Here is a 16796-nt window from a genome sequence, read left to right on the forward strand (position 1 = left end):
GAACGTCCTGCCATGAGCACCAACTCCCGTCTGCGCACCTTCGGTTCGAAGACCGCCGGCCCCGGCCACCCCGTCTACGTGGTCGGCGAGATCGGCATCAACCACAACGGTGAGCTCGAGAACGCCTTCAAGCTGATCGACGCCGCCGCGGACGCCGGCTGCGACGCCGTCAAGTTCCAGAAGCGCACCCCGGAGATCTGCACCCCGCGCGACCAGTGGGACATCGAGCGCGACACCCCCTGGGGCCGCATGACCTACATCGACTACCGCCACCGGGTCGAGTTCGGCGAGGACGAGTACCGCCAGATCGACGAGTACTCCAAGAGCAAGAACATCGCCTGGTTCGCCTCCCCGTGGGACACCGAGGCCGTCGCCTTCCTGGAGAAGTTCGACGTGCCCGCCCACAAGGTCGCCTCCGCCTCGCTGACCGACGACGAGCTGCTGCGCGAGCTGCGCGCCACCGGCCGCACCGTGATCCTCTCCACCGGCATGTCGACGCCGAAGCAGATCCGCCACGCCGTCGAGGTCCTCGGCAGCGACAACATCCTGCTCTGCCACGCCACGTCGACCTACCCGGCCAAGGCCGAGGAGCTCAACCTCCGCGTGATCAACACCCTGCAGGCCGAGTACCCGAACGTCCCGATCGGCTACTCCGGCCACGAGACGGGCCTGCAGACCACCCTCGCGGCGGTCGCCCTCGGCGCCACCTTCGTCGAGCGTCACATCACCCTGGACCGCGCGATGTGGGGCTCCGACCAGGCCGCCTCCGTCGAGCCGCAGGGCCTCACCCGCCTGGTGCGCGACATCCGCACCATCGAGGCCTCCCTCGGTGACGGCGTGAAGAAGGTCTACGAGTCCGAGCTCGGCCCGATGAAGAAGCTGCGCCGCGTCTCCGGTGTCGTCGCCGAGGCGGAGATCGCCGCGGCCGCGGGCGAGCCGGTCTCGGTCTGACCCGCAGCTCCGGAGCACCACCTCCGGAGGACAGGGATCGACCCCGCCTCCGGAGCACCACCTCCGGAGGACCGGGGCCGACCCCGCCTCCGGAGCATCACCTCCAAAGCACCACCCCCGAAGAACAACCCCCCAGAGAATCACTCACGACGGGACGGTCGTCCGTAGATGAGCCCCCGCGCCGGGTCCGCCGGCCCCCGCACTCTCGCCTTCGTGGAGAGTCCGGTACAGCTGCTGAACGTGCTGGAGTGGGCGCACGAGCACGCGCTCGCGCGGGAAGACCAGCGCGCGCCCGGCGCAGGGCTCACCCTCGTCGTCCTGTCCCCGATGGACCCCATGACCCGCGGCCAGCTGCGCCGCATGGCCGAGCTCGCCCGCGAGTGCGGCCACGAGGTCCGCTGGGAGGAGGCACGGGGCGGCCCGCTGGCCCCGTTCCAGACGGTCGGCGGCCTGACCGGGATGCTCCGGCGGGCCGACCGGATCGTCCTGGGGGACCCGTTCTCCCGTTACGTACAGCTGCTGCTGACCATCACCCGGGCCCGCGACCTGGTCGTGGTCGACGACGGCACGGCGACCATGGAGTTCGTCGCCCAGCTGGCCAGCGGCGAGCGCCTGGTGCGCTGGCACCGCAAGGGCGGCCGCCCCGGCCCCCGGGACCTGGTGTTCGCGCCGGTGTCCTCGGTGGCCCGCAGGCGGCTGACGCCGAGCGAGCGGCGCCGGGTGGAGATCTTCTCCTCCATGCCCATGACGGACCCCCCGGCCGGTGTCACGGTCACCGCGAACACCTTCGCCTGGACCCGCGCCCGCTTCGGCCCGCCCCGCATCACCAAGGGCGCGGACATGGTCGGCACCTCCCTGGTGGAGACGGGAGTCGTCGACGCGGACCGGTACCTGACGGCGGTGCAGACCCTGGCCAAGGCCCACGGGGCGACCCGCTACTTCGCCCACCGCCGCGAGAGCACCGACAAGCTCCACCGGCTGGCCGTGGAGACGGGCCTGGAGATCGTCCGCCCGGACCTCCCGCTGGAGCTGATCGCCCGCCGCGGCCCGGTCGGCCGGACCATCCTCAGCTTCCCCTCGACCGTCGTCCACACCCTCCCGCTGGCCCTGTCCGGCACGGAGGTACGGGTCGCGGTCTGCGACATCGACCCCGCCTGGCTCACCGAGAACGCCTCACCGCGGGCCCAGGGATTCCTGTCCGGGGTCACGGGCACGGCCCGGGACGTGACCAGGCTGTCGGCGGTCACCGCGGTCTGAGGGCCGCCCCTGGGGCTCCGCAGCCGCTTGCCTCCGCCGTCTCCCCGAAGCTGGGCCGCCTGCGGCTCCTACGCCGGTTTCCTCGCCAGCAGGAAGGCGCGCGGCCGGGTCTCGTCGTCCTCCGGCTCCCGCAGCACGCGGGCCTTCAGGCGCAGGCCGGCCTTGGTGAGGTGGCCGGTCACGGTCTCGGGGGTACGCCAGTGGTAGTCGAGCGAGACCGCCTGGCCGAAGCGCTCGGTGAGCCGTGACCGGTCGTCCTCGTCCCCCGACTGGAACGCGAGCAGGACGTGCCCGCCGGGCTCCAGGACCCGGTGGAACCCGGCGAACGTCTCCGTGAGGTACTCGTCGGGAACGTGGATGATCGAGTAGAGGGCGACGATCCCGCCGAGGGAGGCGTCCGGCAGATCCAGGGACGTCAGGGACCCCACGTGGAACCGGAGCCCGGGGTGGGCCCGGCGGGCCAGTTCCACGGTCCGCGGCGACACGTCGACCCCGAAGACCGGTACACCCAGGGCGTGCAGCCGGGCGGTCACCTGCCCGGGCCCGCTGCCGAGGTCCGCCACCGGCGCGCTTCCCTGGGCCCGCACCAGCTCGGCGAACGCCGTGAGCAGCCCGCGCTCCAGGGGTCTGTCGCCCAGACCGTCGGGATGACGCTCGCGGTAGGCGCCGGCGATGGCGTCGTAGGAGCGTCGTGCGGCCGCTATGAACTCCGGATCATCAGCACTCACGCTGCCGCACCCTAGCGCCGCGCCGCCAGCGCCACCCGTCTCTTCGCCGGAGTACCGGCGCAGTGTGGGCTCCTCCACACCGCCCCTCGGTCGGCCGAGCCGCCGCGACCGCCTCATCTGGGAGGTTGACCTGGTGTTTTCCGGGGCGAAACGCGTGGTACGGGCCCTTCGGGGCGTCCGTCCCCAACCGTCCGACAGATGAACAGACCGGTCTCATTTCCGTCAGGCGTGGTATCCGTGAAGAGAGGGATGGATGCCGTACGGCAGCCACTCGGCCGGAAATCCGGCGAGTGTACCCATCCCGAACGGTACATATGCGTCCGGCGATCAGATTTTCTTCCCCTAAGGGGCTGAACTTTGTTGATCGAGGGTCAGTAGACCGGTCGGGCGTCCTACCCTTCAGAGGGTGAAGCAATTGATGCCGCTAGAGTCCGAGGTCGATCTTCCGGGGGAAGCCCTGCTTCCCGGAGCACTTCCCGAGGCGCTCCGTGCCGAGCTCGTCGCGTTCCGGCGCGACCTGCACATGCATCCCGAGCTCGGCAACCAGGAGTTCCGCACGACCGCGGCGATCAAGGAACGGCTCGAGAGGGCCGGACTGGAACCGCGGGTACTCGCCGTCGGCACCGGGCTCGTGTGTGACATCGGCGAGCCGGACGGGGGCACGCCCGTGCTCGCCCTCCGCGCCGACATCGACGGCCTGCCCATCCCGGACACCAAGACGGAGTGCGCGTACCGCTCCACCGTGCCGGACCGCGCGCACGCCTGCGGCCACGACGTGCACACCACCGTGGTGCTCGGCGCCGGCCTGGTGCTCGCCGAGCTGAACCGGCAGGGCCTGCTGCCCCGGCCGGTGCGGCTGATCTTCCAGCCCGCCGAAGAGGTGCTGCCCGGCGGCGCCGCCGACGCCATCGACTGCGGGGTGCTGGAAGGCGTCGGGCGGATGATCGCGGTGCACTGCGACCCCCGCGTCGACGCCGGGCGGATCGGGCTGCGCGAGGGTGCCATCACCTCCGCCTGCGACCGGCTGGAGGTCGCCCTCGACGGCCCCGGCGGCCACACCGCCCGCCCCCATCTGACGACCGACCTCGTCACCGCCGCCGCCCGGGTCGTCACCGACGTGCCCGCGCTGGTCGGCCGTCGCGTCGACACCCGCGCCGGACTCGCCGTCACCTGGGGCCGGATCGAGTCGGGCCACGCCCCGAACGTCATCCCGCAGCACGCCGAACTCTCCGCGACCGTGCGCTGCCTGGACATCGACGCCTGGCGGCAGGCCCCCGACATCGTGGTCGCCGCGATCGACGAGGTCGCCAATCTGCACCGGGCCAAGTCGGAGATCAACTACATCCGAGGCGTCCCGCCCGTGGTCAACGACTCCGGGGCGACCGCGCTCCTGCGCGACGCCATGACGGCCCGCCGGGGTCCCGACTCCGTCGAGGGCACCGAGCAGAGCCTCGGCGGCGAGGACTTCTCCTGGTACCTCCAGCACGTCCCCGGCGCGATGGCCCGCCTCGGCGTCCGCACCCCGGGCGAGCGCACCGTGCGCGACCTCCACCAGGGCGACTTCGACGCCGACGAGTCGGCGATCACGGTGGGTGTGGAGCTGTTCACGGCGGCGGCGCTGCTGGACGCGGCCGAGCGCTGACGAGGAGACGGCCGGCGAAACGGCCCTCACAAGGCCGTTTCGCCGCTGAAGCCGTCTCGCCGTTAGCCGCGAACAGCGCCTGGGCGCAACACGGTTGTGAGCCAATCGTGAACTGCCCGCAACAAGCGGCGCGAAGCGACAAGACGCTGAGTTCAGATGCCGTTTGCCTCGAATCGATAACGGCTTTGGAGTAGGTCTTTTTCTGACATCTACGCGCGTTACGATGCCGCGAAGCCGACGCCGCAGGGGCGTCCGGGCCCGAGCACTCACCAAGGTGCTCACATGAAGCGCCGAAGCCGGCGCTCAGGTCAGGTGAAGGAGCCTCCCGTGCGCCGGGTAGCAAAGCTTTCCGCTGCGTGTATCGCAACCGCAGCACTCGCACTGACTGCCACTGCCTGTGGCAGCACCTCCTCCGAGAAGTCCGAGGACAAGGGTTCCTCGGCCTCCTCCGGCGGCGACGGCATCAAGATCGGCCTCGCCTTCGACGTCGGCGGCCGTGGTGACCGTTCCTTCAACGACTCCGCCGGGCGCGGGGCCGACAAGGCCAAGTCCGAGTTCGGCGGCTCGATCAAGGAGCTGACCGCCAAGACCTCCGACACCGAGGCCGACCGCGAGCAGCGCCTCTCGGACCTGGCCGACGCGGGCTACAACCCGATCATCGGTGTCGGCTTCTCGTACGCCACCTCGATGGGCAAGATAGCCGCGAAGTACCCGAAGGTCAGCTTCGGCATCGTCGACTCGGTGGTCGAGGCCAAGAACGTCGACAGCATCACCTTCACCGAGGAGCAGGGCTCCTACCTGGCCGGTGTGGCCGCCGCGCTGAAGACCAAGAAGGACCACGTCGGCTTCGTCGGCGGCGTCGACACCCCGCTGATCAAGAAGTTCGAGGCGGGTTACGTCCAGGGCGTCAAGGACACCAAGCCGAAGGTCAAGGTCGACGTCCAGTACCTGACCCACGGCTCCGACCTCTCCGGCTTCTCCAGCCCCGACAAGGGCAAGGAGGCCGCGTCCGGCATGCTCGACAACGGCGCCGACGTCGTCTACACGGCGGCCGGCTCCTCCGGCAACGGCGCGATCGAGGCCGTCGCGGGCGCCAAGGGCACCTGGGCGATCGGCGTGGACTCGGACCAGTACAACATCCCCGGTCTGGCCAAGTACAAGAACTCGATCCTGACCTCGATGGTCAAGAACGTCGACGTCGGCGTCTACGACTTCGTCAAGTCCGTCCACGACGGCAAGCCGCTGTCGGGCCAGAACAACTACTCGCTCGCCAAGGGCGGTGTCTCGCTGGCCACCAGCGGTGGTTTCATCGACGACATCCAGTCCAAGCTGGACGAGGCCAAGAAGAAGATCGTCGACGGCTCCATCAAGGTCAAGACCACCCCGTGACCTGACGGTTCGCCGGACCGTGGCCCGGCGAGGGGGTGTACCGCAGCCCCCGCGCCGGGCCATAACAATGTGTCAACTCTACGCGTGTAGCATGGAGTTGCCGCGCTAGCGTCGCCGACGCCTGCCCTCCCCTACGCAGCCCCTTCCCTCAGGAGAGTGCGCCATCAACGCGTCCAGCCCTCCCGCTGCCGTCGAACTGCGCGGCATCACCAAGCGATTCCCCGGCGTCGTCGCCAACCGTGACATCGACATCACCGTCCGCACGGGCACCGTCCATGCCCTGTGCGGTGAGAACGGCGCCGGCAAGTCCACCCTGATGAAGATCCTCTACGGCATGCAGCAGCCGGACGAGGGCACCATCACCGTGAACGGCGAGCGGGTCACCTTCCACAACCCCGCCGACGCCATCGCGCGCGGCATCGGGATGGTGCACCAGCACTTCATGCTCGCCGACAACCTCACCGTCCTGGAGAACGTCGTCCTGGGCGCGGAGAAACTGCACGGCATCGGCGCGAGAGCACGCGCGAGGATCAAGGAGATCTCCGACGCGTACGGGCTGAACGTCCGGCCCGACGTCCTCCTGGAGGAACTCGGCGTCGCCGACCGCCAGCGCGTGGAGATCCTCAAGGTCCTCTACCGGGGCGCCAAGACCCTCATCCTGGACGAGCCCACCGCCGTCCTGGTGCCGCAGGAGGTCGAGGCCCTCTTCGACAACCTGCGTGAGCTGAAGGCCGAGGGGCTCACCGTCATCTTCATCTCCCACAAGCTGGGCGAAGTCCTGTCGGTGGCCGACGAGATCACCGTCATCCGGCGCGGCACCACCGTCGGCACGGTCGAGCCGGCCGGCACCACCTCCAGGCAGCTCGCCGAGCTGATGGTCGGCAGCGAACTGCCCACGCCGGAGACCGAGGAGTCCACCGTCACCGACGTCCCGCTGCTCACGGTGGACAAGCTGCACCTGAGCCAGACGGACCTCGACGGCGTCGAGCGGATCATCCTCGACGCGATCTCCTTCACCATCCACCGGGGCGAGGTCCTCGGCATCGCCGGTGTGGAGGGCAACGGCCAGTCCGAACTGGTCGAGGCGATCATGGGCATCCGCGACCCCGACGCCGGCGCCATCACCCTCGACGGCAAGGACATCTCGCACGCCCCCACCCGCCACCGCCGCGAGGCCGGCGTCGGATACATCCCCGAGGACCGCCACCGCCACGGCCTGCTCCTCGAAGCGCCGCTGTGGGAGAACCGCGTCCTCGGCCACGTCAGCGAGCGGCCCAACTCCCGCGGTCAGCTGCTCGACATCAAGGCCGCCCGCAGCGACACCGAGCGCATCATCAAGGCGTACGACGTCCGCACGCCCGGTATCGACGTGACCGCCGCCTCGCTGTCCGGCGGCAACCAGCAGAAACTGATCGTCGGCCGCGAGATGAGTCACGCGCCCAAGCTCCTGATAGCCGCCCACCCCACCCGCGGTGTGGACGTCGGCGCGCAGGCCGCGATCTGGGATCACATCCGCGAGGCCCGCCGCGAGGGCCTGGCGGTGCTGCTGATCTCCGCCGACCTGGACGAGCTCATCGGGCTCTCCGACACCCTGCGGGTGATGTACCGCGGCCGCCTGGTCGCCGACGCCGACCCCGCCACGATCACCCCCGAGGAGCTGGGCTCCGCCATGACGGGTGCGGCAACCGGCCACCTGGAGCACACAGAGGACGACGACCGATGAAGAAGCTGACCCAACGCATCGACAGGGAGCGGCTGCTCCTCGGCATCGCGGCGCCGCTGCTGGCGATCGTCGCCGCGCTCGTCGTCACCGCCCTGGTCATCCTCGCCACCGGCAAGAACCCGGGCTCCGCCTTCAGCGACATGCTGACCTACGGCTCCGCCAGCGACAGCCAGGTCTACATCCTGAACAAGGCGACGACGTACTACCTGGCGGGTGTCGCGGTGGCCATCGGCTTCCGTATGAACCTGTTCAACATCGGCGTCGACGGCCAGTACCGGATCGCCGCGTTCTTCGCCGCCGTGCTCGGCGGCGCGCTGACCGTCCCCGGCTGGATCGCCATCCCGCTGATCATCCTGTGCGCCATGGCGACCGGCGCCCTGTGGGCGGCCATCGCGGGCATCCTGAAGGTGACCCGCGGCGTCAGCGAGGTCATCTCGACGATCATGCTGAACTCGATCGCCACCGCGATCATCGCCTTCCTGCTGCAGCCGGGGAAGCTCGCCGAACTCCAGAGCGGCGGCACGGTCATCTCCACCACGCCGCTGCCGAAGTCCTCGTACTTCTTCAGCATCGACACCGGCCCGGCCGGCGTGCTGTGGGGCTTCATCGTCATCGCCGTGCTCGTCGGGGTCGCGTACTGGTTCGTGCTCGGCCGCACCAAGTTCGGCTTCGACCTGCGCACCGTCGGCCAGTCCGAGAGCGCGGCCACCGCGAGCGGTGTCTCCGTGAAGAAGATGGTCGCCACCAGCATGGTCATCTCGGGCGCGGTGGCCGGACTGATCGGCATGCCGACCCTGCTCAACGACAGCCACCAGTTCAGCAACGACTTCCCCTCGGGCATCGGCTTCACCGGCATCGCGATCGCCCTCCTCGGCCGCAACAACCCGGTCGGCATCGCGCTCGGCGCGCTCCTGTGGGGCTTCCTGGAGCGCACCACCAACCACCTGGAGTTCGAGGGCTACGACAAGGAGATCCTCGGCGTCATCCAGGGCGTCATCGTCCTGTGCGTCGTGATCGCCTACGAGGTCGTACGCCGCTACGGTCTGAAGCGCCAGCAGCAACGCGTCGGCGCCGAGCTCGCCGCCCAGGCCGCCGCCCCGACCCTGAAGCAGGAGGTGGCGTGATGACTGCCACGATGATCGACACGCCGCCCCCCGCGGCTCCCAAGGCGGACACCAAAAACGGCCGTTCGAGCCGCTCGACCGGCCAGATCCTCATGATCGTCGCGGGCGCGCTGCTGCTCGTCGCCGCGGTCCGCGTCATCACCGGCTCCAACCAGCTCACCTCCGAGGGCCAGGTCTCCGCCGCCCTCGGCCTCGCGGTGCCCATCGGCCTCGCCGGTCTGGCCGGCCTGTGGTCCGAGCGGTCCGGCGTGGTCAACATCGGCCTCGAGGGCATGATGATCCTCGGCACCTTCGGCGCCGGCTGGATCGGCTGGCAGTCCAACCCCTGGCTCGGACTGCTGTGCGGCATCGGCTTCGGTGTCCTCGGCGGCCTGGTGCACGCGGTCGCGACCATCACCTTCGGCGTCGACCACATCGTCTCCGGTGTCGCGGTCAACCTGCTCGCGCTGGGCACCACCCAGTACCTCGCCAAGATCTTCTTCTCGGAGGGCGCGGCGGCCGACGCGGGCGGCAACCCCAAGCAGTCACCGCCGGTGGACTCGCTGCCCACCATCGACGTGCCCGGTCTCTCGGACGGCCTGAAGTCCCTGGAGAACCACCACTGGTTCCTGGTCTCCGACATCGCGGGCATCCTCGGCGGCCTGGTCACCGACCTGTCCGTGGTGACGCTCTTCGCCATCCTGCTCTTCGTCGGCAGCTGGTGGCTGCTGTGGCGCACCGCGTTCGGCCTCCGGCTGCGCTCCTGCGGTGAGAACCCGACCGCCGCGGAGTCCCTCGGCGTCAACGTCTACACCTACAAGTACGCGGCGGTGGCCGTCTCCGGCGGCCTGGCCGGCCTCGGCGGCGCCTTCCTCGCGCTGGTCACCTCGCACACCTACCTGGAGAACCAGACCGGCGGGCGTGGCTACATCGGCCTCGCGGCCATGATCTTCGGCAACTGGCGCCCCGGCGGACTCGCCATGGGCGCGGGCCTGTTCGGCTACTCCGACGCGCTGCAGCTGCGCAACGGCGGCGAGACCGTCCACGCGCTGCTGCTCCTGCTGGTCGTGCTCCTCGTGGGGCTGGCCGGCTGGAAGCTGTACCGCAAGGCGCACTGGCAGGCCGGGATCAGCCTCTTCGTCGGCGCGCTCGTCCTGCTGTGGTACCTGTTCACCGACGAGGTGCCGAGCGACTTCGTGGGCGCCACCCCGTACGTGGTCACGCTGCTGGTGCTGTCGCTGTCGGCGCAGCGCCTGCGCATGCCCAAGGCGGACGGAATGCGGTACCGGAAGGGACAGGGCAAGTGACCGACGTCGACTGGGACCAGCTGCGTGCGGACGCCCGGTCCGCCATGGCGCGGGCCTACGCCCCGTACTCCGGCTACCCGGTCGGCGTGGCGGCCCTGGTCGACGACGGGCGTACGGTCACCGGCTGCAACGTCGAGAACGCCTCGTACGGTCTCGGCCTGTGCGCCGAGTGCGGGCTGGTCTCCCAGCTGCAGAACACGGGCGGCGGTCGCCTCACGCACTTCACCTGTGTGGACGGCCGGGGCGAGGTCCTGGTCCCGTGCGGCCGGTGCCGCCAACTGCTGTACGAGTTCGGCGGGCCCGGCCTGCTGCTGGAGACCCCGGCGGGCGTACTGCCGCTCTCCGAGATGCTGCCGCAGGCCTTCGGGCCGGACCATCTCGCCAAGTAACTCCCGTGCGGCCCCTCTGAGTTGCATCTCAGGGGGGCCGCGCACGTGAACGTCCGGAAGGAAAGCCATGACGCTGTTGTCGATGGATGTCATCTCGGTCATCCGCACCAAGCGGGACCGCGGTGAGCTCAGCGACGAGCAGATCGACTGGGTCATAGACGCGTACACCCGCGGGGTGGTCGCCGACGAGCAGATGTCCGCGCTCGCGATGGCCATCCTGCTCAACGGCATGAACCGCCGGGAGATCGCCCGCTGGACGGCCGCGATGATCGCCTCCGGTGAGCGCATGGACTTCTCGTCCCTGTCCCGTCCGACGGCCGACAAGCACTCCACGGGCGGCGTCGGCGACAAGATCACGCTGCCGCTGGCGCCCCTCGTCGCCGCGTGCGGCGCGGCGGTCCCGCAGCTGTCGGGCCGCGGCCTCGGCCACACCGGCGGCACCCTCGACAAGCTGGAGTCGATCCCGGGCTGGCGGGCACTGCTCTCCAACGAGGAGATGCTGTCCGTGCTGCACGGCTCGGGCGCGGTGATCTGCGCGGCCGGTGACGGTCTGGCCCCGGCGGACAAGAAGCTGTACGCGCTGCGGGACGTCACGGGAACGGTCGAGGCGATCCCCCTCATCGCCTCGTCGATCATGTCGAAGAAGATCGCCGAGGGGACGGGTTCGCTGGTCCTGGACGTGAAGGTCGGCACCGGCGCCTTCATGAAGACCATCGAGGACGCCCGCGAGCTGGCCTCGACGATGGTGGGCCTGGGCACCGACCACGGCGTGAAGACGGTCGCCCTGCTCACCGACATGTCGACCCCGCTCGGCCTCACCGCCGGCAACGCGCTGGAGGTCCGCGAGTCCGTGGAGGTCCTGGCGGGCGGCGGCCCGTCGGACGTGGTCGAGCTGACGCTGGCCCTGGCCCGCGAGATGCTGGACGCGGCCGGCCTGAAGGACGCCGACCCGGCGAAGGCCCTGGCCGACGGCTCCGCGATGGACGTGTGGCGCCGCATGATCGCGGCCCAGGGCGGCGACCCGGACGCGGAGCTGCCGGTGGCACGCGAACAGCACGTCATCAAGGCGGGTGCCTCCGGCGTCCTGACCCGCCTGGACGCCTACGGCATCGGCGTCGCCGCCTGGCGCCTGGGCGCGGGACGCGCCCGCAAGGAGGACGCGGTGCAGGCGGGCGCGGGCGTGGAACTCCACGCCAAGCCCGGCGACACGGTGACCGAGGGCCAGCCCCTGCTGACCCTGCACACCGACACCCCCGAGCGCTTCGAGTACGCCCTCCAGGCGGTCGAGGGTTCCTACGACGTCGCGGCCCCGGGGACGGCGTTCACGGCGTCGCCGGTGGTGCTGGAACGTATCGCCTGAGCTGCGGTTTCCTCGTACAGGTGAACGGGATCGGTGGACCGCCGCCGGTCCCGTTCGCCGTGGTGGGCTCTCCCCGCGCCCTTCGGCCTCGTCATCGACACCAGCGAGTTCCCCGGGAACTGACTCACCCGAGCAGCGTCGCCACCACCACCAGCACCGGCACCGCCAGCACCGTCGACACCAGGATCGAGTCCCGGGCCAACCGCTCGCCCACGCCGTAACGCGACGCGTACGTGTACAGGTTCTGCGCGGCCGGGAGGGCCGACGTCACCACGACGTCCAGGAGCAGGGCCCCGTGCAGACCGAACACCCCCGCCGCCAGCGCCCAGGCCACCGCCGGCTGGCCCACCGACTTCAACGCGACCGACAGCAGCACGAGGTGCCGGTCGGGGCCCCGGCCCGGCATCGTGCTCCCGCACAGGGAGATGCCGAAGGCGAGCAGGACCGCCGGGACGGACATGTTGCCGATCAGGGTCACCGGGTCCATGACGGCCGCCGGCACGCGCAGGCCGGACGCCGAGACCGCGACCCCGGCCAGCGAGCCCAGCGCGATCGGGTTGCGCAGAGGGGTGAGCAGCCGTTGCCACAGGGGACCCTCCTCGCCGTCCATGCCCGACAGGTCCAGGATCGTCAGGGCGACCGGGGTGACCAGCAGCAGCTGGAACAGCAGCACCGGCGCCACCAGTGAGGCGTCGCCCAGGACGTACACGGCGATCGGGATGCCGAGGTTGCCCGAGTTGACGTAACTGGAGCACAGCGCGCCGATCGTGGTGCGGCCCACACCCCAGCCGCGTACGACACCCGCCGCGACGAACAGCCCCGCCGCCGCTGCCGTGCTCAGCGCGGTCACCAGCAGCCGGCTGGAGAAGATCACCGACAGGTCGGCACGGGCGAGCGTGGTGAACAGCAGGGCCGGGGACGCCACATGGAAGGCCAGCTTGCTCAGTACCTCGCGGCCGTGCTCACCGAGGTGGCCGCCGCGCCCGATGACATAGCCGACGCCGATCACCACCGCGATGACCGCGAACCCGGTCAGCACCCCCTGCACGGGACCTCCGCGACCGGGAGGAGAGCGTGCGGTATCCAGGGCGGTGCTGATGTGTGGGACATACAGCTAACCATCCGGGGAAGGAGAGCCGCAGGTCAATGTGATCTCGGTCGGTGGGCAGCCCACTGCCGCGGCCGGGGTCGCGGGCCGCGATGAGTTACGCCCGCCTGCCCGGTCTACCGATCGTGGACGCCATGACACCCGCTGTACTCACGCTGGTCGGCCCCGTCGCCCGAGACGAGGTGACCGGCCTGTGCGACGACGTGCGCAGGCTGCTGGACACCACCGGCGCCCGGACGGTGGTGTGCGATGTCGCGGGGCTGGGACCACCGGGGCTGGGCGCCGTCGACCTGCTGGCCCGCCTGGATCTCACCGCCAGACGGGCCGGGGGCCGGATCCGGCTGCGCGACCCCACCCCCGCCCTACACGCTCTGCTCGACCTGGTCGGCCTCCGCTTCGAGGTGGAGGGGCAGCCCGAACAGCGGGAACCAGCGCTGGGTGTCGAGGAAGCAGTGGAACCCGGTGATCCGGCCGTCTGAGATCTCGAGGACCTGGACCGCCCACGGGGCGAAGCCGCCCTGGTCCGGGTCCGGCTTGTACTGGGCGAACCCGGGCAGGCCGTTGACCTGGACCGGCAGCAGGCGGGAGCCCGCGCAGGCCGCGCCGAGCGTCGTCATGAAGCCCGTGATGTCGTCGTGGCCGGTGAGCCACAGGTCGAACGGCGGCATCGTCATGATGGCGTCCTCGTGCAGCAGGGCCGTCAGCGCCGTCATGTCGTAGCCCTCGAACGCCGCCACATAGCGGTCCAGGAGCTTTTGCTGTTCCTCGTCCAGCGGGTCGGACACGGCCGCGTCGGCGCCGTGCTGCTCCCGTTCGGCGAGTGTCGCGCGGGCCCGCTGCAGCGCGCTGTTGACCGACGCGACGGACGTACCGAGCAGCTCCGCGACCTCGCTCGCCTTCCAGGCCAGCACCTCGCGCAGGATCAGCACCGCGCGCTGCTTGGGCGGCAGCTGCTGCAGGGCCGCCATGAAGGCGAGCCGCACGGACTCCTTGGCGACGGCCCGCTCCGCCGGGTCCTCGGTCGTCGGCAGCACCCGCCCGTCCGGCATGGGCTCCAGCCAGGTGTGGTCCGGGCGCGGGGAGAGGGCGGCCTGCGCGAGGGGCGTGGACTCCGTGAGGTCCATCGGCCGGGCGCGCTTGTTGCCGGCGGTCAACATGTCCAGGCAGACGTTGGTCGCGATGCGGTACAGCCACGAGCGGAGGCTGGAGCGGCCCTCGAACTTCTCGTAGCTGCGCCACGCCCGGACCATGGTGTCCTGCACCGCGTCCTCGGCCTCGAAGGAGGAGCCGAGCATGCGATAGCAGTACCCGGTCAGCTCGGTCCGGTGCTTCTCCAGTCTGACGTCGAGGTCCGTCGCCGTTGTGCCGCCCATCGTCCACCCACCCCTGTGGCCGTTCCATGCCGGGCGCCGCTTTGCGCCCAGCACTTGGAAGCTACCGCAGGGGTCTGACAACGGCCTGGCGAGTGGGGAAACGTGCAGGTCAGGGCCAAGTCGCGCGAGGGTCGGTGCCAGGGGAACGGGGACCCTACGCCGCCACCGGCTCCCGCCGCGCGGCGACCCGCGCCGCCCGGGTACCGAACACCGTGATCGTGACGACGCCCAGCACCGCCAGCAGACCGACGGTCACCGTCCCGGACCAGCCGCCCGCGTGGAAGGCCATGGCGCCCACCGAGCTGCCCACGCTGGAGCCGATGTAGTACGCCGACTGGTAGAGCGCCGACGCCTGCGCCCGCCCCCGGGTCGCGGTCTTGCTGACCGCCGAGGACGCGGCCGCGTGCCCCGCGAAGAAACCACCGGTGATCAGGACCAGGCCGACCAGGACCAGGGGGAGGGAGTCGGCCAGGGACAGCAGCAGACCTGTCGCCGTCGTACCGCCCGCCGCGTACAGCGCGCCCCGGCGGCCCAGGCGGCCCACCAGCCGGCCGGACGTCGACGCGGACACCGTGCCCACCAGGTAGACCAGGAAGATCGAGCCGACGATGCCCTGGGGGAGGCCGAAGGGCGCCTCGGTCAGGCGGTAGCCGATGACCGTGTACACGCCGCCGAACACCGTCATGAACAGCGCGCCGATCGCGTACAGGCGACGCAGCAGCGGGTTGGCCAGGTGGTCGCGGACCGTGCGGGCCAGCACCCGGGGCCGCAGTGAGCCCGTCGCGAAGTGCTTCGGCGCGGGCAGCAACGCCCGGAAGGCCACCGCGCAGGCCACGGCGATCGCACCGATCACCCCGACCGCGACCCGCCAGCCCCACTCCTGCGCGACCCAGCCGGTGATGACCCGGCCGCTCATCCCGCCGACGCTGTTGCCGGCGACGAACAGTCCGATCGCGGTGACCAGCGCCTTCGGTGTGACCTCCTCCGCGAGGTAGGCCGTCGCGGAGGCGGGCAGACCGGCCAGCGCCGCACCCTGCACGGCCCGCAGCACGACCAGCGCGGTCAGCGACGGCGCGAAGGGCACGAGCAGCCCGACGGTCACCGCGACCGCGAGCGAGGCCGTCATCACCGTACGGCGTCCGAAACGCTCCGACAGGGCGCTCATCGGCAGGACGAACAGCGCCAGCCCGCCGGTCGCGGCCGCCACGGTCCAGCTAGCCTCGCTGGCCGCCACCCCGAACTCGCCGGAGATCAGCGGCAGCAGCGCCTGAGTGGAGTAGAGGAGGGCGAACGTCGCGACACCGGCGAGGAAGAGGGCGAAGCTCATCCGGCGGTAGCCGGGGCCGCCCGGGGCCATCCGGGAGTCGACGACAGGAGCAGAGGGTGCGGCGGCCACGACGGTGGACGCCCCGGTACTGGCGGGAGACATGCTTCGAAACTACGGACGCTCCCGGTCATCCGTCCAATGCATGGAATCGTCATAATCGTTCCCATGGAGCATCAGCAGAGGTCACAGGGTCGCCTGTCACCGTCCAGTGACACAGAAGACACGGCGGACATGTCGAGGCTGCTCGCCCCCCGCCTCGCCCACTTCGCCGGTGTCGCCCGTACCGAACACGTCACCCGGGCCGCCCAGGAGATGCAGGTCCCTCAGTCGACCCTGTCCCGGGCCATGGTCCGGCTCGAGCAGGATCTGGGCGTCGACCTGTTCGCCCGTCACGGCCGCACCGTGTCCCTCACCCCGGCCGGCCGCACCTTCCTCACCTCCGTCGAGCGCGCCCTCGCCGAGATCGAGCGCGCCGCCGAGGAGGTCCGCGCCGACGCCGACCCGGCCACCGGCAAGGTCGCCTTCGGCTTCCTGCACACCATGGGCGCCGAGACCGTGCCGGGTCTCCTGCACGCCTTCCGCGCCGATCACCCGCGCGTCCGCTTCAGCCTCGTCCAGAACTACGGCGAGGCGATGATCGAGCGCCTGCGCGCGGGCGAACTGGACCTCTGTCTGACCTCCCCGGTCCCGGACGCCCCCGACCTGGTCGCCCGCCGGCTCGACGAACAGAAACTCCGCCTGGTCGTCCCGGCCGACCACCGCCTCGCCGCCCGCCGCCGGATCCGCCTCGCCGAGGCCGCCGAGGAAATGTTCGTCACCCTGGAACCTGGCTACGGCCTGCGCCGCATCACCGACGACCTGTGTCAGGAAGCCGGGTTCCGGCCCCGTGTGGCCTTCGAGGGCGAGGAGGCGGAAACCCTGCGGGGGCTGGTGGCGGCCGGTCTGGGCGTGGCCCTGCTGCCGCCCCCGGCCTTCCCGCGCCCCGGCGTCGTCGAGCTGACGGTCACCGCCCCGCGAGCGGTCCGCGAGATCGGCGTGGCGTGGCTCGACGGCCACCCGGACACACCCCCGGTGGCCGCCTTCAAGAGGTTCCTGCTCTCCCGACGCGGCAACCTGCTGCCGACCTGAGGGGGCGCGGG

The 16796-nt window shown here is 70.8% G+C and carries 15 protein-coding genes; 11 read left to right on the forward strand and 4 right to left on the reverse strand.

Annotation, left to right across the window (positions count from 1 at the left end):
• Positions 1–12 precede the first annotated feature (12 nt).
• Both ACFYRY_RS15635 and ACFYRY_RS15640 read left to right on the forward strand, forming a co-directional pair.
• Positions 13–951 (forward strand): N-acetylneuraminate synthase family protein, encoded by a 939-nt coding sequence (locus ACFYRY_RS15635; protein ID WP_389144768.1) that lies wholly within the window; start codon positions 13–15, stop codon positions 949–951.
• Between the two features lie 168 nt (positions 952–1119).
• Positions 1120–2208: a hypothetical protein gene (locus tag ACFYRY_RS15640; protein ID WP_389144771.1), complete on the forward strand. Its 1089-nt coding sequence runs from the start codon at positions 1120–1122 to the stop codon at positions 2206–2208.
• Positions 2209–2276: 68 nt separating this feature from the next.
• On the opposite strand, the gene ACFYRY_RS15645 is transcribed toward ACFYRY_RS15640, so the two are convergent.
• Positions 2277–2936, reverse strand: a complete 660-nt coding sequence (locus ACFYRY_RS15645) for a class I SAM-dependent DNA methyltransferase (RefSeq protein ID WP_389144773.1) — start codon at positions 2934–2936, stop codon at positions 2277–2279.
• A 418-nt stretch (positions 2937–3354) separates the two neighbouring features.
• Between ACFYRY_RS15645 and ACFYRY_RS15650 the strand changes: the two genes are divergently transcribed.
• From ACFYRY_RS15650 to ACFYRY_RS15680, 7 genes are all read left to right on the forward strand, one after another.
• Complete coding sequence (locus tag ACFYRY_RS15650) at positions 3355–4578, forward strand: amidohydrolase (RefSeq protein ID WP_389144775.1); 1224 nt, start codon at positions 3355–3357, stop codon at positions 4576–4578.
• Between the two features lie 327 nt (positions 4579–4905).
• Positions 4906–5967, forward strand: coding sequence for a BMP family protein (locus ACFYRY_RS15655; RefSeq protein WP_389144777.1), 1062 nt, complete (start codon positions 4906–4908; stop codon positions 5965–5967).
• Between the two features lie 196 nt (positions 5968–6163).
• Positions 6164–7690: an ABC transporter ATP-binding protein gene (locus tag ACFYRY_RS15660; RefSeq protein WP_389146237.1), complete on the forward strand. Its 1527-nt coding sequence runs from the start codon at positions 6164–6166 to the stop codon at positions 7688–7690.
• Positions 7687–8814 (forward strand): ABC transporter permease, encoded by a 1128-nt coding sequence (locus ACFYRY_RS15665; RefSeq protein WP_389144780.1) that lies wholly within the window; start codon positions 7687–7689, stop codon positions 8812–8814. The genes ACFYRY_RS15660 and ACFYRY_RS15665 overlap by 4 nt, the downstream gene beginning before the upstream one ends.
• Positions 8814–10100, forward strand: coding sequence for an ABC transporter permease (locus ACFYRY_RS15670; RefSeq protein ID WP_389144783.1), 1287 nt, complete (start codon positions 8814–8816; stop codon positions 10098–10100). Before ACFYRY_RS15665 ends, ACFYRY_RS15670 begins: the two co-directional genes overlap by 1 nt.
• Positions 10097–10489 carry a cytidine deaminase gene (locus tag ACFYRY_RS15675; protein WP_389144785.1) on the forward strand — a complete coding sequence of 131 codons (393 nt, stop codon included), beginning with the start codon at positions 10097–10099 and terminating at the stop codon, positions 10487–10489. Before ACFYRY_RS15670 ends, ACFYRY_RS15675 begins: the two co-directional genes overlap by 4 nt.
• Before the next feature lie 82 nt (positions 10490–10571).
• Positions 10572–11849, forward strand: coding sequence for a thymidine phosphorylase (locus ACFYRY_RS15680; RefSeq protein WP_389146240.1), 1278 nt, complete (start codon positions 10572–10574; stop codon positions 11847–11849).
• Between the two features lie 124 nt (positions 11850–11973).
• On the opposite strand, the gene ACFYRY_RS15685 is transcribed toward ACFYRY_RS15680, so the two are convergent.
• Positions 11974–12897, reverse strand: coding sequence for an AEC family transporter (locus ACFYRY_RS15685; RefSeq protein ID WP_389144788.1), 924 nt, complete (start codon positions 12895–12897; stop codon positions 11974–11976).
• Between the two features lie 152 nt (positions 12898–13049).
• On the opposite strand from ACFYRY_RS15685, the gene ACFYRY_RS15690 reads away from it, so the two are divergent.
• Positions 13050–13436, forward strand: a complete 387-nt coding sequence (locus tag ACFYRY_RS15690) for an STAS domain-containing protein (protein ID WP_389144790.1) — start codon at positions 13050–13052, stop codon at positions 13434–13436.
• Here ACFYRY_RS15690 and ACFYRY_RS15695 read toward each other — a convergent pair.
• The gene (locus ACFYRY_RS15695; protein ID WP_389144793.1) at positions 13320–14330 is read right to left on the reverse strand and encodes a sigma-70 family RNA polymerase sigma factor; all 1011 of its coding nucleotides are present in this window, start codon (positions 14328–14330) and stop codon (positions 13320–13322) included. The genes ACFYRY_RS15690 and ACFYRY_RS15695 overlap by 117 nt on opposite strands.
• A 154-nt stretch (positions 14331–14484) precedes the next feature.
• Positions 14485–15759, reverse strand: a complete 1275-nt coding sequence (locus ACFYRY_RS15700; protein ID WP_389144796.1) for an MFS transporter — start codon at positions 15757–15759, stop codon at positions 14485–14487.
• Positions 15760–15822: 63 nt separating this feature from the next.
• Here ACFYRY_RS15700 and ACFYRY_RS15705 point away from each other — a divergent pair, with 63 nt between their 5' ends.
• Entirely contained in the window at positions 15823–16785 is a 963-nt protein-coding gene (locus ACFYRY_RS15705; RefSeq protein ID WP_389144799.1) for a LysR substrate-binding domain-containing protein, read from the forward strand.
• The last annotated feature ends 11 nt before the right edge of the window (positions 16786–16796 follow it).

This window comes from Streptomyces sp. NPDC005263 (assembly GCF_042872365.1).
GTDB lineage: Bacteria > Actinomycetota > Actinomycetes > Streptomycetales > Streptomycetaceae > Streptomyces.